Origin of the sequence: Kitasatospora gansuensis (assembly GCF_014203705.1) — a bacterium.
GTDB classification, from domain to species: Bacteria; Actinomycetota; Actinomycetes; order Streptomycetales; family Streptomycetaceae; genus Kitasatospora; species Kitasatospora gansuensis.
On the sequence record NZ_JACHJR010000001.1, the window covers coordinates 7,420,074 to 7,442,462 of the forward strand.

18 protein-coding genes and 1 pseudogene are annotated in these 22,389 nt (G+C 70.4%); 7 read left to right on the forward strand and 12 right to left on the reverse strand.

The features are described 5' to 3' along the window. The first annotated feature begins 14 nt into the window (after window positions 1-14). Window positions 15-776, forward strand: coding sequence for a bestrophin-like domain (locus F4556_RS33480; protein WP_184922879.1), 762 nt, complete (start codon window positions 15-17; stop codon window positions 774-776). Between the two features lie 75 nt (window positions 777-851). Here F4556_RS33480 and F4556_RS39825 read toward each other — a convergent pair. Beyond that, window positions 852-1,034 (reverse strand): annotated as a pseudogene (locus tag F4556_RS39825) (2-hydroxyacid dehydrogenase); the annotation flags it as partial. A 510-nt stretch (window positions 1,035-1,544) separates the two neighbouring features. Between F4556_RS39825 and F4556_RS33490 the strand changes: the two are divergent. From F4556_RS33490 to F4556_RS33505, 4 genes are all read left to right on the forward strand, one after another. Further along, window positions 1,545-4,232 carry a beta propeller repeat protein gene (locus tag F4556_RS33490; protein ID WP_184922881.1) on the forward strand — a complete coding sequence of 896 codons (2,688 nt, stop codon included), beginning with the start codon at window positions 1,545-1,547 and terminating at the stop codon, window positions 4,230-4,232. Between the two features lie 437 nt (window positions 4,233-4,669). Further along, window positions 4,670-5,002, forward strand: a complete 333-nt coding sequence (locus tag F4556_RS33495; protein ID WP_184922882.1) for a PRC-barrel domain-containing protein — start codon at window positions 4,670-4,672, stop codon at window positions 5,000-5,002. A 30-nt stretch (window positions 5,003-5,032) separates the two neighbouring features. After that, complete coding sequence (locus F4556_RS33500) at window positions 5,033-5,197, forward strand: hypothetical protein (protein ID WP_184922884.1); 165 nt, start codon at window positions 5,033-5,035, stop codon at window positions 5,195-5,197. 325 nt (window positions 5,198-5,522) lie between these two features. After that, window positions 5,523-5,678, forward strand: a complete 156-nt coding sequence (locus F4556_RS33505; protein WP_313069288.1) for a DUF6131 family protein — start codon at window positions 5,523-5,525, stop codon at window positions 5,676-5,678. A 328-nt stretch (window positions 5,679-6,006) separates the two neighbouring features. On the opposite strand, the gene F4556_RS33510 is transcribed toward F4556_RS33505, so the two are convergent. Both F4556_RS33510 and F4556_RS33515 read right to left on the reverse strand, forming a co-directional pair. Continuing rightward, a complete protein-coding gene (locus F4556_RS33510; RefSeq protein WP_184922886.1) occupies window positions 6,007-6,480 on the reverse strand; it encodes a hemerythrin domain-containing protein in 474 nt (157 codons plus the stop codon). 40 nt (window positions 6,481-6,520) lie between these two features. Next, complete coding sequence (locus tag F4556_RS33515; protein ID WP_184922888.1) at window positions 6,521-7,126, reverse strand: flavodoxin family protein; 606 nt, start codon at window positions 7,124-7,126, stop codon at window positions 6,521-6,523. A gap of 319 nt (window positions 7,127-7,445) precedes the next feature. On the opposite strand from F4556_RS33515, the gene F4556_RS33520 reads away from it, so the two are divergent. Beyond that, window positions 7,446-7,904 carry an SRPBCC family protein gene (locus F4556_RS33520; protein ID WP_184922890.1) on the forward strand — a complete coding sequence of 153 codons (459 nt, stop codon included), beginning with the start codon at window positions 7,446-7,448 and terminating at the stop codon, window positions 7,902-7,904. 475 nt (window positions 7,905-8,379) lie between these two features. On the opposite strand, the gene F4556_RS33525 is transcribed toward F4556_RS33520, so the two are convergent. From F4556_RS33525 to F4556_RS33535, 3 genes are all read right to left on the reverse strand, one after another. Beyond that, window positions 8,380-8,889: a trypco2 family protein gene (locus F4556_RS33525; RefSeq protein WP_184922892.1), complete on the reverse strand. Its 510-nt coding sequence runs from the start codon at window positions 8,887-8,889 to the stop codon at window positions 8,380-8,382. Next, window positions 8,886-11,747 carry a TIR-like protein FxsC gene (locus F4556_RS33530; protein ID WP_184922894.1) on the reverse strand — a complete coding sequence of 954 codons (2,862 nt, stop codon included), beginning with the start codon at window positions 11,745-11,747 and terminating at the stop codon, window positions 8,886-8,888. The genes F4556_RS33525 and F4556_RS33530 overlap by 4 nt, the downstream gene beginning before the upstream one ends. Window positions 11,748-12,299: 552 nt before the next feature. Next, the gene (locus tag F4556_RS33535) at window positions 12,300-13,301 is read right to left on the reverse strand and encodes a 2-hydroxyacid dehydrogenase (RefSeq protein WP_184922896.1); all 1,002 of its coding nucleotides are present in this window, start codon (window positions 13,299-13,301) and stop codon (window positions 12,300-12,302) included. 226 nt (window positions 13,302-13,527) lie between these two features. On the opposite strand from F4556_RS33535, the gene F4556_RS33540 reads away from it, so the two are divergent. Next, window positions 13,528-14,580: a hypothetical protein gene (locus F4556_RS33540; protein ID WP_184922898.1), complete on the forward strand. Its 1,053-nt coding sequence runs from the start codon at window positions 13,528-13,530 to the stop codon at window positions 14,578-14,580. A gap of 57 nt (window positions 14,581-14,637) precedes the next feature. Here F4556_RS33540 and F4556_RS33545 read toward each other — a convergent pair whose 3' ends face one another. The 6 genes from F4556_RS33545 to F4556_RS33570 form a co-directional block, all read right to left on the reverse strand. Next, on the reverse strand, window positions 14,638-15,663 hold the full coding sequence (locus F4556_RS33545; protein ID WP_184922900.1) for a 6-phosphofructokinase: 1,026 nt from the start codon (window positions 15,661-15,663) through the stop codon (window positions 14,638-14,640). Window positions 15,664-15,899: 236 nt separating this feature from the next. After that, the gene (locus F4556_RS33550; RefSeq protein WP_184925616.1) at window positions 15,900-16,628 is read right to left on the reverse strand and encodes a type 1 glutamine amidotransferase; all 729 of its coding nucleotides are present in this window, start codon (window positions 16,626-16,628) and stop codon (window positions 15,900-15,902) included. 122 nt (window positions 16,629-16,750) lie between these two features. Then, window positions 16,751-18,013 carry a MurT ligase domain-containing protein gene (locus F4556_RS33555; protein WP_184922902.1) on the reverse strand — a complete coding sequence of 421 codons (1,263 nt, stop codon included), beginning with the start codon at window positions 18,011-18,013 and terminating at the stop codon, window positions 16,751-16,753. A 255-nt stretch (window positions 18,014-18,268) separates the two neighbouring features. Continuing rightward, window positions 18,269-19,636, reverse strand: a complete 1,368-nt coding sequence (locus tag F4556_RS33560; protein ID WP_184922904.1) for a GNAT family N-acetyltransferase — start codon at window positions 19,634-19,636, stop codon at window positions 18,269-18,271. A gap of 96 nt (window positions 19,637-19,732) precedes the next feature. Further along, entirely contained in the window at window positions 19,733-21,172 is a 1,440-nt protein-coding gene (locus tag F4556_RS33565; RefSeq protein ID WP_184922906.1) for a pyridoxal phosphate-dependent decarboxylase family protein, read from the reverse strand. A gap of 64 nt (window positions 21,173-21,236) precedes the next feature. Further along, entirely contained in the window at window positions 21,237-22,355 is a 1,119-nt protein-coding gene (locus tag F4556_RS33570) for a hypothetical protein (RefSeq protein WP_184922908.1), read from the reverse strand. Window positions 22,356-22,389 lie beyond the last annotated feature (34 nt).

Consider the following 22,389-nt stretch of genomic DNA (forward strand, 5'->3'; position numbering starts at 1 on the left):
GGTTAGATGGACGTATGAGCTTATCCGCCGTTGCCATCGTCATGGCCTGTGTCATTTCGTCGGTCTTCATCCTGGTCGTCATGGTGCGGTACATTCCGCAGCGCTGGCGCGAAGGGTCCGTTCTAAAGGACGGTATCGAACATTTCTCGACCCTCAACAGGACACTGTTCGCTTTCATCCTGGCCCTCTCGATCGTCTCCGCCGGAGCGAGCCTGAACAGAGCCACCGACGAGGTCAGCAATGAAGGTGCGAGTCTCGTCAATCTGTACTGGGCGACGCGACCCCTCCCGGTCGCCGCACGCACGGAGATCCGTGAAGCGACCCGCCGGTACACGACCACGGTGATCGAGGAGGAGTGGCCGGCGATGGCCGCGGGCGGCTCCAGCGCCCGAGCCCAGCAGCTGTACGACGACCTCCGACGGGTCCTCCAGGACACGACGGGCGAGTCCAAGCAGGAGCAGACCTTCGCGCGGGATTCCCTCGTGGCGCTCCGGGAGGTGGGGGATGCCCGGCGGGCCCGGATGCTCGCGGTGTCCCAGGAGGTGCCGAATTACCTCTGGATCGGATTGATCCTGTCCGCAATCCTGCTGGTGGCCACCTCCGCGCTCCAGATCCAATCCCTGACCTGGCCGGGAATCGTCGGTATCGGCGGATTGGCGCTCCTGGTGTCGGGTGTGCTCACCATGCTGTCCGCGATGAACCATCCGTTCGGGGGTGGGATTCACGTGGAACCCGATGCGCTGAAATTCGCGCTGTCCCGGTTCTCCGTCATCTGACACGGATATTCCTGACCGGAATACGGTGCCCGAGTCCCCGCGATTCCCGGCCGTCCTCCGCCGGGCGACGGTCCGTCAGACGGCGGTGTTCGGGACGAGGGTGTTCTCGTTGCGGCGGCCGGCCTCGAAGTCCTCGATGTTGCGGACGGTGGCGTCGATGACCTGGCCGACCGCGGTGTGGGTGAAGTACGCCTGATGGGATGTCACCAGGACCTGGGGGAAGCTGATCAGCCGGGCCAGTACGTCGTCGCCGATGCCCGGTCCAGGCGTGCTCGGCCGCGGCGTAGGGGGAGTAGTAGGAGACCCGGGCAACGGTGAGGCCGAGGTCGGCGGCGCGGTGTCGGCGTTCAGAAAGACAGCCAGGGTGCGCAGTTGGTGGCTGGTCTCGAAGGCGGCGCGCAGCAGCGGCTGTTCGTCGGCCTGGACTCCGTAGGCGATGATCTCCATCGGGCCTGCGCTCCTCCTGGTCGCGGCATCGAACCTCTCGTACGCCAGCCGCCCGGCGGCTCACGGTCCGTCAGCAACGCGTGGCCTGGGTGCGGGTGTCCTTTCCACGTTCTCACGCGTGCGGACCGAGTTGGTGCAGCCGCCCGCTTGGTCGGGATGACCTTCATCGAATTGCAGCTCCTGACCAGTGAATGGACATATTTTGATGATTCGTTATGCACGGTCTCTTCACGCGGTGACATTGCACCGGCCAGGCTTCGTGATGTTTCGCCGGGACACGCGACCGCGCGCCCGGTTCCATCCGGGGAGGAACACCACACCGTGGCCAACAGGCAACGACGACGGCTGCTCGCCTGCGCCGTCACTCTCACCGCACTCGGACTGACCACCACTCAGGCCATCGCGGCCCCCGCACCCGCACCGCAGCCCTGGCAGGCCCGCCACCTCAAGGACGTCGGCCGCCGGCACGCCCAGAAGCTCGCCGCCGGCAGCAAGGTCAACCCGCTCTTCGCCGCGACGGCGGCCGACGGCGGTGAGGAGGACGAGGCCGAGAACTCCGCCGAAGCCACCGAGCAGTTCACCGAGGCCCGCACCGCCCCCGGCGTCGTCGCGCCCGGTGCGTACGGCGCCGCCTGGGCGCAGCTTCAGTCGATGCCGCACACCTCCGGCTCCTGGGACCACGTCACCAACAAGCCCTACAACTCCGACGACCCGCGCTACCGCGATATCGACTCCAACTCGAGCGGCGGCTCGGGCTACGTCACCGGCCGGATCACGGGCATAGCCGCCGACGACGACGGCTACGTCTATGCGGGCGGCGCCAACGGCGGCGTGTTCCGGTCCCGCACCGGCGGCGGTCACTGGCAGTCCATATCCGACAAGCTGCCCTCGCTGTCCACCGGCGCGCTCGGCCTCGACGGAGGCGGTCGTCTCTGGTACGCCACCGGCGAGTCCAACACCGGCGCCACCAGCTACGTCGGCACCGGCGTGTACGTCCTCGCCGACCCGAAGCGCGGCGAGTTCCAGCCCGGCGGCCGGGTCGGCGGTGCGGAACTCGAGTCCACCACCATCCACGCCCTGCGCTTCGCCGACGACAGGGTGTGGGCGGCCACCAGCCGAGGCGTGTGGAGCCACTCCACTACGACGCTGTCCGGCCCGTGGACGCTGGAGTTCGCGCCGAACCCCAGCCACCTGCCCGGCGGAGCCGACGCGAAGGCACCGAACGCCCCGTACAAGAACATCGCCAACGACATCGCCATCGACCCCAAGGACCCATCGAAGGTGGTCCTCGCCGTCGGGTGGCGCGGCGGCGACACCTACAACGGCTTCTACGCCAAGGCCGCGGACGGCACCTGGCAGCGGGTCACCTCGCTCGGTGACCTGCCGACCGGCGCCGGGGATGTCGGCAACGTGACCTTCGCCCGCTCGAAGGACGGCTCCCGCTACTACGCGATCGACCAGTCTCCGACCAGGACGGCCACCGACCCGGACAGCGGACTGCAGGGCATCTACGTCTCCAAGTCCGGTGACCCGCTGGGCCCGTGGACGCTCATCGCGGACAAGGACAAGCTGAAGAACTCCGGCTCCGCCCTGCAGGACGCGGGCTACCAGCCGGGCATCCAGTCCTGGTACAACCAGTTCCTCCAAGTCGACCCGAACAACGCCGACCACCTCTATGCCGGGCTGGAGGAGGTGCTCGAGACCAAGAACGGCGGCACCGGCTGGACCGTCCCCGGTCCGTACTGGAACTTCGGCTTCCCGTGCTGGTCCATCGACCCCGCCAAGCAGACCGGCGACTGCGCGTCGACCACTCACTCCGACCAGCACGCCGTCGCCATCGGCAGCTACCACGGCCAGAGCTTCGTGTTCGCAGGCAACGACGGCGGCATTTACCGCCGCCCGGTCAACGGCACGGCCGACGCCTCCGGCCACGCCACCGACTGGACCTCCCTCAACGACGGCACCATCGACACCCTCCAGTACTACTCGGTGGGCATCGGCAAGGACCCGGCCGACCGCTCCGGCCGCGGCGTCATCGTCACCGGCGGCCTCCAGGACAACGGCCAGTCCATCCTGCGCGCCCACGACAAGGTGATGGGCTCCAACTTCGGCGGCGACGGCGCGGACACCATCGTCGACCCCGGCAACGGCTGCAACATCGCCGAGGAGTACGTCTACCTCGCCATCCAGATCACCCAGAACTGCGCCGTCAACAACGGGGACTGGACCACCGACCCGGCCAAGGCCACCTCCTACTCCGTCGCCCCGGTGGACAACGAGACCGGCGAGGCCCGGTTCATCGCCCCGATCACCGCCGACACCAAGGACATCAACACCTGGATCGCCGGCGGCCGCCACGTCTGGGTCCAGAACAAGGGCTTCGCGATCCGCAGCGGCGAGGAGTGGACCGCCGCGTACGACCTCGGCGCCGGCCACGTCGCCACCGCCGTCGCCTCCTCCGGTGGCACGGTCTACGCCGGTTGGTGCGGGCCCTGCAACAACCAGGGCTTCACCCGTGGCATCGCCACCGGCAAGGCCGACGGCACCGGCTGGCACCAGCTGAACCTGCCCGTCGACGGCACCCTGCCCAACCGGTACATCTCCTCCTTCGCGGTCGACCCGGCCGACGGCCAGCACGTCTACGTCTCCTTCAGCGGCTTCTCCCGCACGTGGACGGAGGGCCCGGGCGCGGGCGTCGGCCACGTCTTTGAGAGCCGTGACGGCGGCGCGAGCTGGACGGACCTCTCCGGTAACCTGCCCGACGTCCCGGCCGACTCGATCCGCGCCCTGCCGAACGGCGCACTCGCCCTCGGCACCGACCTGGCCGCCTTCCACCGCGCGCCCGGCGCCAAGGACTGGAAGGTCCTCGGCACCGGCCTGCCCACCACCACGGTGATGCAGCTCAGGACCGGCCCCGACGGCAACCTTTACGCCGCCACGCATGGCCGCGGCATCTGGTCCTTCGACCTGAGCCGCCTCGGCCACGGCCACCGCGACGACGAGGACTGACCAAGCCCCGACGCCAGACCGTCGGTGTCCGGTCCGCTCGGACGAGCGGACCGGACACCGACGGCGGGCGATATCCCGGCCCGCCGCCCACCTGGATCCGGGAGCGCCGACCCGGGTGCAACGGCCTGCCACTCGACCCGTACTCCACAGCCCGGCCCTCCTGCCCCACCGGCGACCCCCTGTCGACCTGCAGCACCGCTCCACCACCCCGCCGCTTCACCCGGCCGGCTAGCAGAGATGGTCCGCTGACCGGCCGCTGGCGGCCCGGTCCGTGACGACCGGGAGGGTGAGTGCCGGCTGCTCGCATAGCTGGAACGGGCACGGGCCCTGGTGTCCGGGCGCGGACGGAGGCACGCTGGTAGGGCGGGCCTGTCAGCGGGCCGGAGTCGATCCAGTGGACAGTGCCCGCGGGTGCGGGCCGTGCGAAGGGAGTCACGGTGATCGCGGTAGGGGACATCCGTGAGTGGCGCACCCACGACGTCGTGGACGCAGGCGGTCACAAGATCGGCACGCTGGAAGCGATCTACGTGGACACCAGCGCGGACGAACCGGCGATGGCGACCGTCCAGATCGGCCTGCCCACCCGCCACCGCCTGGTCTTCGTCCCCCTCGACGGCGCGACCGTCGGACCCGGTTACGTCAAGGTCGTCTACGACAAGCCGCTCACTGACGACCTCCTGCCCGCAGAGGACGAGGAAGCGATCCTCCGCCACTACGGCCTGACCTACCAGCCGGGCACCGCCGGGGAGCGCCAACTCGCCCGCGGCTGAACACACCCCGCCCCGTGAAGGAGGCGCGCGATGGTCCTCTTCCTCCTGATCGTCATCGTCGCAATCGTGCTCGGCATCGTCGGTGTCGTAGTCCACGGAATGCTCTACCTGCTCGCCATCGGCGTCCTGCTGGTCATCGCAGACGTGGTCTACCTCATGGTTCGCTCGGCCAGGAACCGGCGCCCCCTGCGCTGACCCGTCCCTGTCAGCTGGCGAACCGACCCCTCAAGGCGAGTTTTCGGCCTGCACGGTCGGATTGGCGGCCGCCGAAGCGAACCCGGACTGGTGCGACCTGGGTCGGCGCAGCCCTGTTCGCCCTGATCTGCTGCTGCTCCTGATCTTCATCCTGGAGAACACCCAGCAGCCGCGACCTGGAGTGACGTGCGCGGCGAAGCCGGGAACGCCGGCATCCGCCGCCGAGATCCGGGCAGCAGCCCCCTGTCCTCCCCGCGCGGCGTCTGTCATGGACATACCGGCTGGTCGGCGCGACAGTGGAGGGGAGTCTTCAATGGAGGTCGTCGTGATCGTCCTCGGAGTCATCCTCCTCGTCATCGGTTTCCTCGCCGGCATATCCATCCTGTGGACCATCGGCATAGCCCTCGTCGTCATCGGACTCGTCCTGTGGGTCCTGGGCGCGGTAGGCCACCAGGTCGGAGGGCGCAAGCACTACTGGTGACAGCCCACTCCTGCGGTGCTGTCGGACATGGCTCTGCCTGTTCTCGGATCCCGGGCGGGCGCCGGGGGTCTCCAAATCTCCGTGACGCCTGCGGCGTAAGACATCCAGGCACCTCAGCCGGGTCCCTACCCGTTGCGGCAGACCCTCTCGGGGTAATGGGCGTGCGGGAGTGGCACCACCGACCGCTTGGGACCTTGTAGGGGTCTGCCGCTGCCGGATCGACCCCTGAGCTCCGAACGGCGCTGGCAAGCTGCGGCCGTCAAGGCGCCGACTCACCGCCCCGGACCTCTGTGTAAGCGGGGACCGGGGCGGCCTTTTCCCGGAGCCATTACTCTCGCGCGCTGGGGACCTTGAGCGGATCGCGCGGGGCTTCGCCCCTGGCCGCTTGCATCTGCTCGCCGAGTTCGGTGAGGCGGTTGCGGCCCATGGCCTTGTGGACCTCGGGGAACCAGTCCTTCTCCTCCTCCTCGACGTGGTGGCGGACGTTCTCCATCAGCACCGTCATCTTGGCGTCGAACCGCTCGTCCCTCGGGTCGAGCCCGGCGAGTTCGGACAGCATCCACAGCACCACGTGGTGCTCCTCGACGCTCTCCAGCACGTGGTCCTTGGTGTCGGGGGCGGCCTCGCGTGCGGCCGGGTAGAAGACCTTCTCTTCGATCCAGGTGTGCACGGTGAGTTCCTCGATCACCTTGTCGGCGATGTCCCGCTTGTGCTTGTGCGCGCCTGCGCCGGCCTTCTCGAACTCCTTGAACAGCTTCTCGACGGTCTTGTGGTCGTCCTTCAGCAGCACGATGGCATCCATCGGGGCCCTTCCGGTTGTGGTGAGAGGGGGACAGGCGGGGTCAGGTGGCGGGGATGGGCCAGGGGCGGCCGGTGAGCGCGGACGCGAGGTGGTGCAGGTTCGCGGCCATCGTGCGGCCGGTCCTGTGGGCCCACTCGTGGCCGCGCTTCTCGTCCAGGTAGTCCGGGCCCGGGCCGGGGCCCAGGTGCCAGTACGTCCAAGCCTGCGCGGGGATGGTGTAGCCGATGTCGACCAGGCCGCCGCAGACTTCACTGATGACGTGGTGGGCGCCGTCCTCGTTGCCCGTGACCACCACCCCGGCCACCCGGCCGTACGCCACGGGCCGGCCGCCGTCGTCGGTCTCGGAGATCATCGCGTCCATCCGTTCCAGCACCCGTTGTGTCACCGAGGACGGGCGGCCCACCCAGGTCGGGGTGGCGACGATCAGGATGTCGGCGGTCAGTAGCTTCTCGTGGAGTCCGGGCCACTCGTCCCCTTCGCCTTGGTCGGTCTTCACACCGGGCAGCAGATTGAGGTCGACCGCGCGCACGGTGGCGACCTCGACCCCGCGCGCGGTCAGCTCCGCACCCACCACGGACGCCAGCGCCTCTGTGTTGGACGGCTCGGGGGACGGCTTCAGAGTGCAGTTGATGATGAGAGCTCGCATACGGGTCCGGCTACCCCGTGAGCCGAGGAATCCACACAGAGACGCGGAACCTTGTCCCAACGGCCCCGCCGTTCCTCCCGGTAGGCCCGGTGGCGGGAGGGTCCGGCCGCACTGGCGTGGCCGGACCTGTCGTCGTGGAAGGCGAGGACGACGGGGGATGGGCATCTCGGCGGGCTGGACATGCGGACAACCTGCCCGGCCTGGGCGGCGTCGCCGGCTCCGACGAACCACCGGCTACTCCGATTGGCCCCGCTCAAGCGGGGCAGGCGCCCGGTGCGGGAGCGGAGAGTGCGCTCCCGGAGCGTCCCGAGGAGGATCAGTGAGCAAGGTCAAGGAATCGATCGACGTCGACGTCCCGCTGCACACCGCCTACAACCAGTGGACGCAGTTCGAGGAGTTCCCGAAGTTCATGGAAGGCGTCGAGGAGGTCCGCCAGATCGACGACCGCCACACCCGCTGGCGCACCAGCATCGCCGGCGCGGAGCGCGAGTTCGACGCCGAGATCGTGGACCAACTGGCGGACGAGCGGGTGTCCTGGCGGACGGTGGGCGGCGAGGTCCAGCAGATGGGCACCGTCACCTTCCATCCCATCGACGCCGACCGCACCAGGGTCAGCCTCGCCATGGACTTCCAGCCGCACGGCATGGCGGAGAAGGTCGGCGACATGCTCGGCATCCTCGACCGCCGCGTCAAGGGCGACCTCAAGCGCTTCAAGGGCTTCATCGAGGAACGCGGCCAGGAGAGCGGCGGCTGGCGGGGCCGGATTCACCCCGCCTGACCGAGCACGCGACCAGCGGTCGAGGCCGGACGGCACCGACCAGGCGGAGGGGGAGCGCCATGCACAGCAGGTCATCGACCACCTGTACGAGGGGGAGCAGTTGCTCAACCAGTCGCTGAACCGGCGCGAGGCAGCGGCGCTCGGCGTGGACGCGATTACCCCAACAACGACTGACGCGGCAGCCCGGCCTCGCTGGCGGTGCGGTCCGAACGGCTCAGTCCGGCGCGCCCATCCCCGCGGGCCAGCCGGTCGGCGCCCGCGCCCACCTGGCCGCCGGGTTCGCTGTCTTCAACACCGGCCTGTGGAACCCCGACCCGCTCCACCCGAGCAGGCCGCTGCGCATCCGACTGCTGGACGGCACCACCGCCGACACCGGCCGGGCCAAGATCGGCGTCGTCTCAGAGACATCGTTCCGATTCGTGTGTCAGGTCGATTTGATCACCTGAAGGGGCTGACGCCCACCAGGGCGCAGCCGTCACGGTGTGGCGGGGCTTCCCAGGGTGAGGCGGAGGATGTGGGTGACCTCGTTCTTGAGTCCGCCCTCCAGGCCGAGCGAGACCGTGCCGTCTTCCTCGAGCGCGAACTGAAGCTCGACCGTGCTGTCCTTCAGCACGAACGGGTCGTCGCCGGTGCCCGCGGCGGTGATCAGGCGGCGCAGTGTCTCGATCGCGTCGACCAGGGCGGTCTCCACCGCGCCGTCTCGGATCTCGTGGCCACTGGCCGCGAGGTCTTCGGGGACGAGCGTCAACTCCAGTGCGTGGGTGTCTCGGTGGGTGACGGTGCCGCTGAACTTCAGCTTCATGCCGATGAAAGGTATGCGGAAGTCGATCCCGCCGCCGGTCTTGGTGGTGGCCACGGTCTGGAGCTTCAGGTAGACCGAGGTGACCCGCAGGTCGCGGTCGGTGTCGGTGTCGGAGATGTCGGCTTCCTTGATGGCCCGCTTGATGGTGGTGACGAGATCGTCGATGGGCAGACCGGTGGTCATGTTCTGACTCCTTGGGGGTTGGTCGGTGGTTCGAGGGTGGCGGTCGGGTTGCCGTACGCGCTGTAGGCCAGCCAGGTGGGGTCGTCGTCGGCGGAGGCCTCGCGGCGGGCGGTGAGAACGGCTTGGCCGAAGGGATTGCCTTCGGCGAGGGAGGTGTAGAAGGAGGTGGCGAAGGAGGTCGCCTTGTCGCCGCGCACTGCCCAGAGGGTGCCGATGAACGCGCCGGCGCCGGCGGCGAGGAACTGCTGCGCCCAGCCCGTCATCTTGGTGAAGTCCGGGACCGCGCCGAGGGTGCGGCAGGCGTTCAGGAATATCAGCGGGTTGTTGCGGGCCAGGCTGCGGCTGACGGCGGCGCTGTTGAGCAGTGCGGGGACCAGTGGGCCGCCGACCAGGTCGATGCTCGATCCGGCGTCCGGGTCGAAGTCGTTGTGGCAGGCGAAGTGGGCCAGTCCCAGGTCGCCCGAGGCGACGGCTGTCAGGACGTCGCTGAGTTGGTCGGTGATGCGGCCGGGGCCGATGATTCGCTCGATGGCGGCGAACTCATCGCGCGCGGTCTTCGGCTGCCGGGTGGAGACGACGAAGGTCTGCTCGCCCCGCCGGAGCGAGCGGGTGAGGCCCTGGCCGCGGGTGCGGCGCAGTACCGGAAAATCTTCGATCAAGAAGCTGTCGCCCCGGCCGTCGCCGGTCAGCGGGTAGAGAAGCTCCCAGGGGATGTCGTCGTCGGTGGCGATGTTGAAGGTGGTGATCTGGTCCCGCAGCCTCCAGAACTCGTGCTTGATCGCCTCGGGCAGCATCTGGTGCCACAGGCCGACGCCGATCTCCTTCATCAGGAGCCGTGCCGTGGCCGGTCCGTACGGGCTCTTGCCGGCCGCCAGTTGCCGCAGCGTCGCCTTGGCCCGCTCGACCGCGGCGTTCGGGCCCGGTGCCGGGACGTCGAGCTGAACGAAGTCGCCCAGGAAGCTCTTGGAGAGAAGCTGGAAGGTGGGTCGGCCGTCAACTGTGCTGATCTGCAGAGTCACCTCGCCTTCCTCGGCGTGGAGCGGTCCGACCTCGGCGGAAAGGGTTATCGCGGGTGCCGCTCCCCGATGCGCGGAGGCGCGGACAGACACCTCGGCGGTGATTTCGCCGAGGAAGGTGCCGCCGACCCAGGCGGTGAGGGACAGTCGGTGGAGGCCGCCGCCGCGGGCACGGAAGGGGAAGCGGACCGGCGCGGTGGAGCGGGCCTGCGGGGTGACGAGCAGGGTGCGCTCCATCCCGTCGAGCGGCACCAGGTCGGCCTGCGGGTGTACGACCACGGTGACGCTGGTGCCGTTGTCCGCGACGGCGAGGGTGACCGGGGTGGTCAGCGTCCCGCTGCCGGGCGACGGTTGTGTGGTGACGATCCGTACGATCACACTGAACTCGTCGTTCACGCGGACGGCACCGGGCACCTCGGCTTCGAGTACCCGGCGCTCCGGTTTCGGCGTGGGCCCCGTCTGTAGCGGTCGGTTCGGGGATGCCGGCCACCGCTTGGGAGGACGCGCAGTGACCCTGTCCTCCCGGCGAGGCGTCCTGGGAGTTCCTTGCAGCCCAAGTGGTGCCCCGTATGACACCGGGGCTGCCTCGTATGGATCCGGGGCAGCCATGGACTCCAGGCGACGTTCTGACCCGGCGCGAGCGGCGGAAAGGTCGTCGAAATTCCGGTGGGCCCGCACCACCGCCCGCACCAGGGTGGAGTCAAATTCTTCCAGGGTGCCGGGGCGGTCCGCCTCACCATCCCTGACGAGCTGGTTGCGCCACTGACGCACCAACCGATCGCCGGGGGCGAGCGTGCTGGGCATCTGCTCGTTGTCCCGAGACTGCTGGTCGCTCTGGCTCCAGGGTTCGATGATGCTCAGGGTGCCGGGATTCCGGCGGACCAACTGTTGCACGGCTTCGGCTCGTTGAGCGTCGAGGAGGGCCCAGCGGTCGACCAGCAGGACGCTCGGCCCGGGGAGCCGGCCGGAGCTTGCGAGCGCCGCGGCAGCCTCCTCGAACTCATGCACAGTGGGCTCGAAACCCAGGCTGCGGGTCAGGTCAGCGGCTCTGTCGGCCAGGGGCTGACTGGGCTGCGGCCGGAAGGGCTGCCAGTCGGTGCGCCGCGCACCGTACCAGGAAGGGTCGCGCGTTGGGGGCAGCTCATCTTGGCGGTAGGAGTAGACGTAGATTCGTAGCTGCTCACGCGGTGCCCTTGGGCCGAAGGCGCTCGGCTGGGCCTGGAAGTCCAGCGGCCGCCCCGGCGGGATCACCGTGCTGGCCGCCACGTCCACGATCCGCTCGGCCAGCCGGTGCACGGCCAGCTCGTACGCCCGGCGGAAGTAGCCGAGCCGCATCAGCGCGTACAGGCCCTCGGCCTCGTAGTCGGGGCCGAAACCCCGGTGGTTGAACTGGAGTTGACGGGCCACCTCGGGCAGCTGATGGTCACTCATCGGGATCCACAGCACCGGCACGATGCCGGTCGGGCGCTCGGTGCTCTGCCGCTCCGGGAAGACCGGGCGCTGGACGAACGAGTGCCACTCCTGGCCGCAGGCCACGCTGGTGAAGTAGCGCGGCGAGTAGAGCGGCACGAAGACCCGGCAGCTGGCCAGCTCCTGGGAGAGCCGCTCGGCCCACAACTGGCCCTGGTGCATGGACTGGTCCATGAAACCGACCGGCGCTCCGCCGCGCAGGTCGGTCAGGTGCAGCACCTCGTCACGGAGATCGTTGAAGAGGCGGTTGACCCACTGGTTGGGATCACCGGCCCCACCGGTGCGGGATCTCGGTACGTGCGCGTAACTGAGAAAGAAGTACGGACGCTCCGCGCTCTCGTCCCACCCGCCAGGGTCGTCGTCGCCGTACACACGCGCCTCCCCCGAGACAGTTCCGACGCGGAAGAGCCTAGTGCGTGGGCGAGGCCAACTGCCAGCACGGGGCCCGGAGTAGTTGGCGGGGTCAACGAGGACGGTACCGACAGGCCGCACCGGTAGTGAGAGACGGATACGGCTGCCGCGTTGAGCTGCTGCTGCGCCCATTGCTGATCTCACGCCGAGGGCGCCGCCCGGCGACTCGCACATGGCTGCGGGGGTGCCGCTGCTCAGGCCCCGAAGTGCTGCTGGCTCTCGGCTGCTTGGTCAAGCCCGACGGGCCCAGGGCCCAACCCCGACGGGGGCGCCGACCGGTCTGGGCGCTGGCCTCGGCGCGGGTATGGAGCAGGGCGAGTGCGGCGTCGGCGTCGAATCGGCCAGGGCTGTACAGGGTCGGATCGGTCGCCGGCTCATCTTGGCCTGGGCGACTACCGGCGCGCCAGGCCCGGGAGACGTGCCGGCTGCGGCCCGGCGGCATGTCGAGGAGCTCGCCGACGGGTAGTTGCCCGGTTCAGGCAGGCCGAGCGGTGCACGGAAGCTGATGGGGTCTCAGTCGGTGGCTTTCGGGACGAGGGTGTTCTCGTTGTGGCGGCCGGCCTCGAAGTCCTCGATGTTGCGGACGGTCGCGTCGATGATCTGGCCGACCGCGGTGTGGGTGAAGTACGCCTGATGGGACGTCACCAGGACCTGCGGGAAGGTGACCAGGCGGGCCAAGGTGTCGTCGTTGATGCCTTCGAGGGAGCGGTCGTAGAAGAAGATGCCGGTCTCCTCCTCGTAGACGTCCAGGCCGACGCCGGAGAGCCTGCCGTGCCGCAGGGTCTCGACCAGGGCGGCGGTGTCGACCAGGCCGCCGCGGCTGGAGTTGATCAGGATGGCGTCGTCCTTCATGAGCGCGAGCGCGGCGCCGTCGATCACGTGGTGGGTGTCGGGGAGGAGAGGGACGTGCAGGCTGATCAGGTCGCTGCGGGCGAGCAGTTCGGCGCGCTCGACGTACGTCATGCCGAGGTCGAGGCAGGCCGGGTTCTCGGCGATGTCCCAGCCGAGCAGGCGGGTGCCGAAGCCGTGCGCGATCCGGGCGAAGCACTCGCCGATCTTGCCGGTGCCGATCACGCCGACCGTCATGCCGTGGATGTCGCGGCCGAGCAGACCGTCGAGCCGGAAGTCGAACTCCCGGGAGCGGGTGGCGGCCCGGGTGAGCCGCCGGTTCACGGCGAGCGCCAGGGCCCAGGCGTGTTCGGCGACCGCGTACGGGCTGTAGTGCGAGACCCGGGCGACGGTGAGGCCGAGTTCGGCGGCGGCCGCCAGGTCGATGTTGTTGAAGCCGGTGGAGCGCTGGGCGATCAGCTCGGTGCCGCCGGCCGCGAGCAGGGCGAGCACCTCGGCGTCGAGTTCGCAGTTGACGCTGGTGCTGACGGCCGGGTAGGCGGCGGCCAGGGGTGCGGTGTCCTGGTTGAGGAAGACGGAGAGCGAGCGCAGCTGGTGGCCGGCGTCGAACGCGGCGTGCAGCAGCGGCTTCTCGTCGGACTGGACCCCGTAGGCGAGGATCTTCATCGGGCTGTCCCTCCTGGCGGTCGCACCGGCACTGTGCACGCTATCCGCCCCGGCGGTGACGGTGGCTCAGCGGCGCGCGGGGTACTGCGTACCGGCCGAGGGCGCGCCCCGCTACGTATCGACGAATAGCCGGACGTGCCGGGTCCGGTTCCGGGAAAGGGGCCGCCGCCCGAGTAGCTTGCATACACACAGTGCATATGCAGTCACTCGGCGGAGGGTTCCCCGTATGAACGACAGTCAGCATCCCGGCACGTCGTCCGACCGTTCGGGGCCGATCCCGCGGCGGTCGGTGCTCAAGACCGCGGGGGTCGGCGGGGCGGTGATGGCGCTCGGTCTCGGGGTGGCGGAGTCGGCCGGGGCCAGGGCCGTGCCGAAGCGTTCGGTTGCTGCCGATGGCCGGGTGGGGGGCAATTCGGTGGATCTGTTCTGCCGGGTGAAGATGGGGGAGTTCGACGACGCGGGCAACGGCACCATGACGGTGACCTGCGGGAACTACGGGCCGGACGACGCCACGGGGCCGGTGTCGCTGAAGTTCATCACGCCGTACTTCATCAACGTGGCCACGCTGCCGAACGTCCCGGGCGGAACGACCAGTTGGCTGTACGAGAACACGGCCCCGGACGTGCCGTCGATGTTCAAGGTCGCCTTCGACGGGATCACGGTGGGTACCACCGTCGATGTCGTGGTGCAGCTGACCCTGCATCCGGAGGCGCCGAACATCCCCGCCTCCGGGCGGGTGATCTTCACGACCGACGAGGGGAACACCGAGGACACGGACGGCGACCTCAGCCACAACGAGTTCCCGGTGATCAGCGTGCGCAAGAGCAAGCAGCACCCGGTCAAGGGCAACAGCAACCTGTACTTCACCACTGAGGGGGCGCCGCTGGTCATCGGCGGCCCCGCGAAGCCGATCGCCTTCCAGTTCTACAACGGGGCCGGACTGCTCCATCCGACGGAGAGCGTTTCGCACTTCACCTTCTCCACCCCGTTCTACGCGCGCGTCCCGGCCGGCGGCCGGCCGCCGGGGCTGACCATGCTGTACGAGAACGACGACCCGGCCGTCCCGTCGATCTACCAGCTGGCGATCCCGCCCGGGATCGGCCTGTTCGGGCCCGTCCCGACGGTGGTGCACATCCCGTTCCAGGCCCAGCCGGGCGGGCCGTTCGGTCACATCGGCGGTCCGGGGATCGTCGTCCCGACCGGGTCGGACTCCCAGGGGGACTACTCCGACAGTCATCACTGGTTCGGCTTCGTGATGGTCAAGGAAGGCGCGGTCTGACGACAGCAGGGGTGGTCCTCCGGCTCGGAGGACCACCCCTGCTGCGGTGCGGGAGCGTCAGATGACGGTCTCGGCCTCGACGTAGCGCTCGGCCGGGACGGTCTTCAGGTCGGCCACCGCGTCGGCGAGCGGGACCAGCTTGATCTCGGTGCCCTGGAGGGCGGTGATGTGGCCGAAGGCGCCCTTGTGGGCGGCCTCGACGGCGTGCCAGCCGAAGCGGGTGGCGAGCACGCGGTCGTACGCGGTGGGGGTGCCGCCGCGCTGGGTGTGGCCGAGGATGACCGGCTTGGCCTCCTTGCCGAGGCGGTGCTCGAGCTCGCGGGAGAGCTGGTTGGCGATGCCGGTGAACCGCTCGTGGCCGTAGATGTCCTTCACACCCTCCTCCCAGTGCATGGAGCCGGGCTCGGGCTTGGCGCCCTCGGCGCAGACCACGATGGCGAACTTCTTGTTCCGGTCGAAGCGCTCGCGGACCACCGCGGTCAGCTTGTCGATGTGGAACGGCCGCTCGGGCACCACGATCGCGTGCGCACCGGCCGCCATGCCGGCGTTCAGGGCGATCCAGCCGGTGTGACGCCCCATCACCTCGACCACCATGACCCGCTGGTGCGACTCGGCGGTGGTCTTCAGCCGGTCGAGCGCGTCGGTGGCGACCGAGACGGCGGTGTCGAAGCCGAAGGTCACGTCGGTGCAGGCGATGTCGTTGTCGATGGTCTTCGGGACGCCGATCACCGGCAGCCCGCCGTCGCTCATCAGCTTGGCGGCCTTCAGGGTGCCCTCGCCGCCGATCGGGATCACCGCGTCGATGCCGAGGTCCGCGCAGTACTGCTTGGCCCGCTCGACGCCGTCCCGCAGGTGGCTCGGCTGCACCCGGGAGGAGCCGAGGATGGTGCCGCCCTGGGCGAGGATGCCGCTCACCGAGTCGAGGGTGAGCGGGCGGTGGACGCCCTCCAGGAGACCGCGCCAGCCGTCCTGGAACCCGATGATCTCGTCGCCGTGGTCGACCACCCCCCGGTGGACCACGGAACGGATCACGGCGTTCAGGCCGGGGCAGTCACCGCCGCTGGTGAGCACTCCAATACGCATTGCTTTGCAACTCCCAAGGGGGCCCCTCCCAGCCGAAGGCTGGGGGAAGTGAGGTCAGCCGGACTTCCACCATACGGCGCCCGGGTCCGACCGGGCAGGCGCCGATGTGGGCCGCGTCACCTTTGACCCGGCCCGCGCGGTACTGCGCCGAACGCCTTAGGAGGGTGTGCGTTCGGCTCTTCTATTGTCGTACGAAACCCGGGGGTTGTTGACCCCCGGCTCAACCCGTGGACAGCTCAGGCGGGCTGACGGGTCGCCGAGATCCGCTCGGCGCGCAGCGCGTCGTACCAGGTGGTGTCGGCCGGCGGCAGCGCGTTCACGTCCAGCGCCAGCTTGATCAGCATGTCGGCGACGGCGGGGTTACGGGCCATCACCGGGCCGTGCAGGTAGGTGCCGAAGATGGTGTCCCGCCAGGCGCCCTCGGTGCCGTCGCCGGTGCCGTTGCCCCGGCCGACCTGGACCTGGGCCAGCGGCTTGACGCCCTGGCCGAGGTGGGTGACGCCCTGGTGGTTCTCGAAGCCGGTGAGCTGAGGGAGGTTCAGCTGAGGGTCCGTCTCCGCCAGCACGTCGCCGACGCAGCGGGCGCCCTCGCCCCGGCCGGTCCAGACGTCCAGCAGGCCCAGGCCCGGCTGGCGCTCGCCCCGGTCGTTCAGGAACTCGTGGCCGAGGATCTGGTACCCGGCGCAGACCGAGAAGATGATCGCGCCGTTCTCGGCCGCCCGGACCAGACCCTGGTCCGCCGCCAGCCGCTCGGCCGCCAGCCGCTGCGGACGGTCCTCACCGCCGCCGATCAGGTAGATGTCACCACTGGTCGGCACCGCCTGGTCCGAACGGACGTCTATCCGCTGGACGTTCAGGCCGCGCTGGCGGGCCCGGCGCTCGACGACCAGGGCATTGCCGCGGTCGCCGTACGTGCTCAGCAGGTCCGGGTAGACCCAGACCAGGCGCAGGCTGCTCTCGCTCATCCTCTGGGACCTTCCGGACTGCGGCCGCACCTGGGGCGGCTCGGTGGGGTACGCGGGCTGCTGCGGCGCGCCGGGGTGGACGGGCTGCTGGTACGGGTTCTCCTGGAACGGGGGAGTCGCCATCAGTTCGCCACCGCCTTGCGCAGCTGCTGGAACGCCGTGTAGTTGGCGATCGCCTCGATCCGCCCGGGCGGGGCCGCCCGGACCGCCTGCTCCAGGGTGTCCACCACCTGGAACTGCAGGCCCGCCACCTCCAGCCGGACCGCCAGGTCCAGCTTGCGCTGGCCCATCACGAAGATCGGGTGGCCGGAGAGCCGCTCGTAGTCCACGTCCCACAGCCAGGAGGTGTCGGTGCCGTCCGCGTCCAGCGCGTTGACCGAGAGGATCACCGGGGCCGGCGGCTGGTCGATCAGCGAGAAGGTCTCCAGCCAGCCGGCCGGGTTCTTCGCCAGCAGCAGCCGGACGTCGCGGCCCAGGTACTGCACCACGTCGTAGCGGCCCGCGACCGCCGTGACGGCCTGCATCCGCTGCAGCGCGACCTGCGGGGCGACGCCGAAGACGGCGGCCACCGCGGCCGAGCTGGTCGCGTTGGCCAGGTTGGCCCGGCCCGGCAGCTGGAGCTGGATCGGCCAGGCGCCGCGCTGCGGGTCGATCACGTGGGTGCCCTGGAGCGCCCAGTGCGGCTGCGGACGGCGGAAGCCGCAGTCCTGGCAGAACCAGTCGTCGCCCGGACGCTGCATCACGCCACCGCAGGACGGGCAGGACCAGGCGTCCTCCTTCCACGCCTGACCGGCGGCCACCCAGACCACCTTGCGGCAGGACGAGGCGGCCCAGGTCACCAGCGGGTCGTCCGCGTTCGCGATGATCACCGCGTCGGTGTCCTGCAGGCCCTCGCGCCACTTCTCGGCCATCATCCGGGTCTCGGCGGCGCGGTCCAGCTGGTCGCGGGAGAGGTTGAGCAGCGCTATGGCCTTCGGCCGGGTGTCGCGGGCGACGCCGGCCAGGTACTTCTCGTCCACCTCGATCACGCCGAAGCGGGCCTCGCTGCCACCCGCGAGGGCGGCGGTGATCCCGGCGGGCATGTTGGCGCCGAGGGCGTTCGAGACCACCGGGCCGGCAGCGCGCAGCGCCTCGGCGATCAGGCGGGTGGTGGTGGTCTTGCCGTTGGTCGCGCTCACCAGCACCACGTCGAGGTGGTCGGAGAGGGTCGCCAGCAGGTCGGGGTCCAGCTTGAGGGCGATCTTGCCACCGATCACCGAGCCACTGCCCCGGCCGGCCTTCTGCGACAGGGCGGCGGCCACACGGCCCGCCGTCACGGCGATCTTGGCACGGGCGGGCAGCGAGGCGTCGCGTACGGCTGCGGCTTCCGAATCGGGGCCTGGCATGCTCTGTGGTCCTCCTTGCTGCGGCGCCGCTTGCGCGGCAGAACGGGGCCAGCCTACCCACTCCGTCCCGCGACACCGCGCAGGGGCACTTCTGACGCTCGCTCAGCCGTGCACTACCAGGGACTCGGGGAACTGCGACGCCGGCCTCAGGAGCGTCAACGTACGTAAAGGGTCAGGCACTTTCGCAGTGATACCCGCCAGCCACGAACCGTCGCCGTTCCCCGAGCCCCTGACCGTAGACGTCCGACCGGCTGCCTATCGGCTGGGCCACGGGGTCGGGAGCTGTTCCGTGGCTTCGGAGAGGTGGGCGGTGATGACCAGGGTGCCGTCCTCGACCTGGTAGTCCAGCGGGGCGGAGAGGCGGCGCATGGTGGAGATCAGGCCGGTGTTGGAGGCGTGGGTGACCGCGTAGATGGTGGGGACGCCGGCTTCCAGGGCCAGGGCGGCCATCCGGCGGAGGAGGTCGACGCCGAGGCCGCGGCGCTGCCAGGCGTCCTCGACCAGGAGGGCGATCTCGGCGCTGTCGTCGTCCCACATCAGGTGGGCGAGTGCGACGATGCGGCCGTCGGAGGTCTCCACCGCGAGGGTCTGGCCGTGGCGGGGGTCGAGCAGGTGGTCGAGGTAGCGGTCGGCGTCCTTGACGGGGCCGTGGTAGCGCTTGCGGAGGGCGTCGGAGGAGCAGCGGCCGTGCATGGCGAGGGCGGCGGCCTTGTCCTCGGGGTCGGCGCGACGGACCGTCAGGTCGGTCCCGGCGGGGAGGGTGAGCCGGGCCTCGACCTTGGGGACGCGGGGGCCGAGCAGCGAGTCCAGCTCGACCAGGGCCTGGGCCCGGGCGAACTCGGTCGGGGTGAAGGGCAGGTGCGGGCGGCTGAGCTCGATCAGGTCGCCGGACGGGACCGGCAGGCGCATCACGTGGCCGTCGGCGCCGGCCACGGCTGCCGCGCCGCCGTTCGGGAACTGCCGGATCGTGCACCGGCCGAACAGCCGGCGCAGCGCGACCGGCAGCTCGGCGGCGTCCAGCGCCGTCCGGGTGGCAAGTGCGAGGACATGGGTCGGCTCGTCCACCAGGTCGTGGGCGTCGGCCTGCTCGGTCCAGATGTCCTGGCCGCCGCCGGAGGCGACGGCCCGGGCCAGGTCGGCCCGGCTGAGCGCCAGCGGGGCGCGGACCAGGAACTCGTCCACCGCGCCGACCGGCAGCGGGTGGGTCTGCATCGAGACGATGCTGACCTGCTGCCCGGCCAGGGCGGTGCAGATCCGGGCCAGGCTGCCGGGGGAGTCGGAGACGGTGGCGCGCAGCCGCCAGAGGGCGGTCTGCTCGAAGTCGCGCAGCGGTCCGGTCACCTCGGCCGCCTCCGCTCCCGGGGGTGCGGCCGGGTCGGGGCCGGGCGGCCCGTGCGGGTGCCGGTGTGCCCACCAGGCGTGGAACACGGCCGTGGCGACCAGTGCGAGCGCCGAGGCGACCAGCAGGACCGGGCCGTCGTGGCCGTGCACCACCGTGTTGGCGACCAGGTCGGCGGCCGCCACCGCGACGAAGACCGCGGCGAGCTCGGTGGTGTCGCGGCGCCAGCGGTGGTTGCGGGCGCTGCGGCGCTGGGCGCGGGAAGGCTGTGAAGTCGTGTCCATGGAAGCATCGTGCTCTTCCGGTGTTTCGCGATCACGAATCCCCCGTGACCTGTTGGTAAATGTCTGCGGATGGCATCCGAACTGCCTCCCCTCAGATCAAGAACCGGTCGGACGCTCCGTCAGTTCCCGTCCTGCGCTGCGGACTTCGGACAACAGCAGGTCCAGGTCGGCTTCGGTGGTGGCGGCGTTCAGCAGACACGCCCGGAGCATTTCGCGGCCCTGGAGGAGCGCGCCCGTAACAAAGGCCCGCCCGCGCAGTTGGACGGCGACCGGCAGTTCGCGGTTCACGGCGTCGGCGAGCGCCGGGTCGGCGGGCAGGTAGCGGAAGGCCACGATCGAGGTGCGGACCGGCGCGAGCAGTTCCAGCTCCGGGTCGGCCTCGACCAGCGCGCCCAGCCGGCGGGCCAGTTCGGTGCAGCGGGCGATGTCGGCGGCCAGCCCGGCGCGGCCGCGGTGGGCGATGGTGGCCCAGACCTTGAGCGAGCGGAACGGGCGGGTCTGCTCCATCCCGTACTCGGAGAACCAGCCGAGCGCCCCGGCCGCCTCGTCGCGCAGGTAGGAGGGGACCAGGCTGAACGTGCCGCGCAGCTCCTCGGTGTCGCGGACCAGGGCGCAGCCGCAGTCCACCGGGACGCCGAGCCACTTGTGCGGGTCGAGGGCGAGCGAGTCGGCCCGGTCCATCCCGGCGTACTGGTCGGCGATGGCCGGGTCCAGGACGCCGAAGGCGCCGTACGCGCCGTCCACGTGCAGCCACAGGCCCTCGGCGGCGCAGACGTCGGCGATCGGGTCGAAGGCGTCCACCACGCCGGTGCCGACCGTGCCGGCGGAGGCGACCGCGAGGAAGGGGAGCAGCCCGGCGGCCCGGTCGGCGGCCACCGCCTCGGCGAGTGCGGCCGGGTCGAGCCGGCCCTCGGCGTCGGTGGCCACGGTGCGCAGGTGCCGGCTGCCCAGGCCGAGCAGTTCGACCGCCTTGCGGACGCAGGAGTGGGTCTCGGCGGTGGCGTACGCGACCAGCGGGGGCAGCCCGGCCAGGCCGTCGGCGCGCAGGTCGTGCCCGGCCCGGCGGGCGGCCCGGTTCCGGGCGGCGGCCAGGCAGAGGATGGTGGCCATCGAGGTGCCGGAGGTGAGGATGCCGCCGCCGGCCGGGTGCGGGAAGCCGACCAGTTCGGCGATCCAGCGGACCACGGCCCGCTCCAGGTGGACGTCGGCGTGGTCGCCGCCGGCCGAGCTGGGGTTCATCGCGGCGGCGGCCAGGGTGGCCAGCACCCCGGCGGGGGCGGGCGCGGAGTTCACCCAGCCGAAGAAGCGCGGGTGGCCGTTGCCCATCGGAGCGGTCATCAGCTGACTGCCGATCACCTCCAGCAGGCCCTCCAGCGGCACGCCGTCGGCGGGCAGCGGCAGGTCGAGCAGGGCCAGTCGGTCGGCCGGGTCCATCGGCTGCCAGACCGTGCGCCCGGGCACCGCGTCGAGGTAGTCGGAGACCAGCTCGGCGGCGGCCCGGGCGGCGGTGCGGAAGTCGTCGGCAGTGTCGCTCATGCTGCTGCTCCATCAGGGGGCATGGAGGCACGGCTTCCTCGGCGTACCCGGTTCACGGATGACCTTAGTCGAGGGTGGTGGCGAGGCCGCCCGCCGTGCGGCAGTAGCCCGCGATCTCCTTGTTGGTGATCTTCGAGCAGAGCCGGGAGCCCGCGCCCGCCTCGGTGTAGTTGACGGTGTAGTAGCTCATCAGGCCCTGGGTGCAGGCCTTGCGCTGCCAGGAGTCGGCGGCGGTGGCGCACTGGTTGGCGGCCCAGTCCTCGCGGTCCAGGTTGTACTTCATGGTCCGGGAGCCGACGCCCCGGCTGCAGTCGTTGGCGCCGCCGCTGGCCTGGCCGTTGAGGCACCACTTGAGTGCGTCGGCGTAGACGTTCTCGTGGTTGGCGTAGTCGTGCGAGCTCAGGTAGAAGGTCGGCGCGTAGAAGAAGCAGGCGGACTGGAACAGCGAGGGCTGGTCCTTGCAGGGGTAGAGCGGGTCCTTGGCCAGCGCGGCGGGGTCGAGGTTGGCCTTGGCCTTCTCGTCCTCCTCGTCGGGGCCGAAGAGCTGCATGAAGAGGCCCTCGGAGCAGGTGATCTTCCGGCTGTCGGTGGGGAACTTGTTGCACAGCGCGCGGGCCTTGGCCACGTCCTGCTTGGCGACGAACATCGTCCCGTGGCCCACGCCGTGGATGCACTTGCCCTGGTTGGCCGGGGCGCAGAGCTTGAGCAGGTCCTCCTCCGGGTTGGCGGAGGCGTTCAGCATCTCCTCGACCGCGCCGTGCAGGTAGCCCGCCGCGCAGGTCTCGTGCGGGAAGGAGATCACCTTCTGGAAGTCCGCGTGGTACCGCTTGACCGCCGTGTGCCCGAGCTCGTGCGCGATCGGGTGGCAGAACCGGACGGTGTAGGGGAGCTTCTTGCTGATCGCGTCCAGCTCGGCCAGCGCGACGCCGGGGTCGGTGGCCTCCATCTTGGCCATCAGCTTGTTGCGCAGGGTGGAGCGGGTCCACACCGCCGGGTCGCCGGTCGGGCTGGGGGAGGCGGCGGGGCCGCTGCTCTGTGCCGCCGGGGCACCCGAGACGCCCGGGGCAGCCGGGGCGCCGGCCTGCACGGCCGCCTGCGGGGTCCACTGGGTGACCGCCACCGCGCCCAGCCCGAGCACGCCGAGCAGGAAGGCGGTGATGATCGCGAAGAGTCGCGGTTGCATGAGCTGTGGTCCCCCGGCGGTTCGCTTCGGACGG

Coding starts and splice junctions, on each gene's coding strand:
- F4556_RS33480 (WP_184922879.1), top strand. CDS start 15: ATGAGCTTATCCGCCGTTGCCATCGTCATGGCCTGTGTCATTTCGTCG.
- F4556_RS33500 (WP_184922884.1), top strand. CDS start 5,033: ATGGTCCTCTTCCTCCTGATCGTCATCGTCGCAATCGTGCTCGGCATC.
- F4556_RS33510 (WP_184922886.1), bottom strand. CDS start 6,480: ATGGATGCCATCGTGCTGCTGAAGGACGACCACAAGACCGTCGAGAAG.
- F4556_RS33515 (WP_184922888.1), bottom strand. CDS start 7,126: ATGCGAGCTCTCATCATCAACTGCACTCTGAAGCCGTCCCCCGAGCCG.
- F4556_RS33525 (WP_184922892.1), bottom strand. CDS start 8,889: ATGACCACCGGTCTGCCCATCGACGATCTCGTCACCACCATCAAGCGG.
- F4556_RS33535 (WP_184922896.1), bottom strand. CDS start 13,301: ATGAAGATCCTCGCCTACGGGGTCCAGTCCGACGAGAAGCCGCTGCTG.
- F4556_RS33540 (WP_184922898.1), top strand. CDS start 13,528: ATGAACGACAGTCAGCATCCCGGCACGTCGTCCGACCGTTCGGGGCCG.
- F4556_RS33545 (WP_184922900.1), bottom strand. CDS start 15,663: ATGCGTATTGGAGTGCTCACCAGCGGCGGTGACTGCCCCGGCCTGAAC.
- F4556_RS33550 (WP_184925616.1), bottom strand. CDS start 16,628: ATGAGCGAGAGCAGCCTGCGCCTGGTCTGGGTCTACCCGGACCTGCTG.
- F4556_RS33555 (WP_184922902.1), bottom strand. CDS start 18,013: ATGCCAGGCCCCGATTCGGAAGCCGCAGCCGTACGCGACGCCTCGCTG.
- F4556_RS33560 (WP_184922904.1), bottom strand. CDS start 19,636: ATGGACACGACTTCACAGCCTTCCCGCGCCCAGCGCCGCAGCGCCCGC.
- F4556_RS33565 (WP_184922906.1), bottom strand. CDS start 21,172: ATGAGCGACACTGCCGACGACTTCCGCACCGCCGCCCGGGCCGCCGCC.
- F4556_RS33570 (WP_184922908.1), bottom strand. CDS start 22,355: ATGCAACCGCGACTCTTCGCGATCATCACCGCCTTCCTGCTCGGCGTG.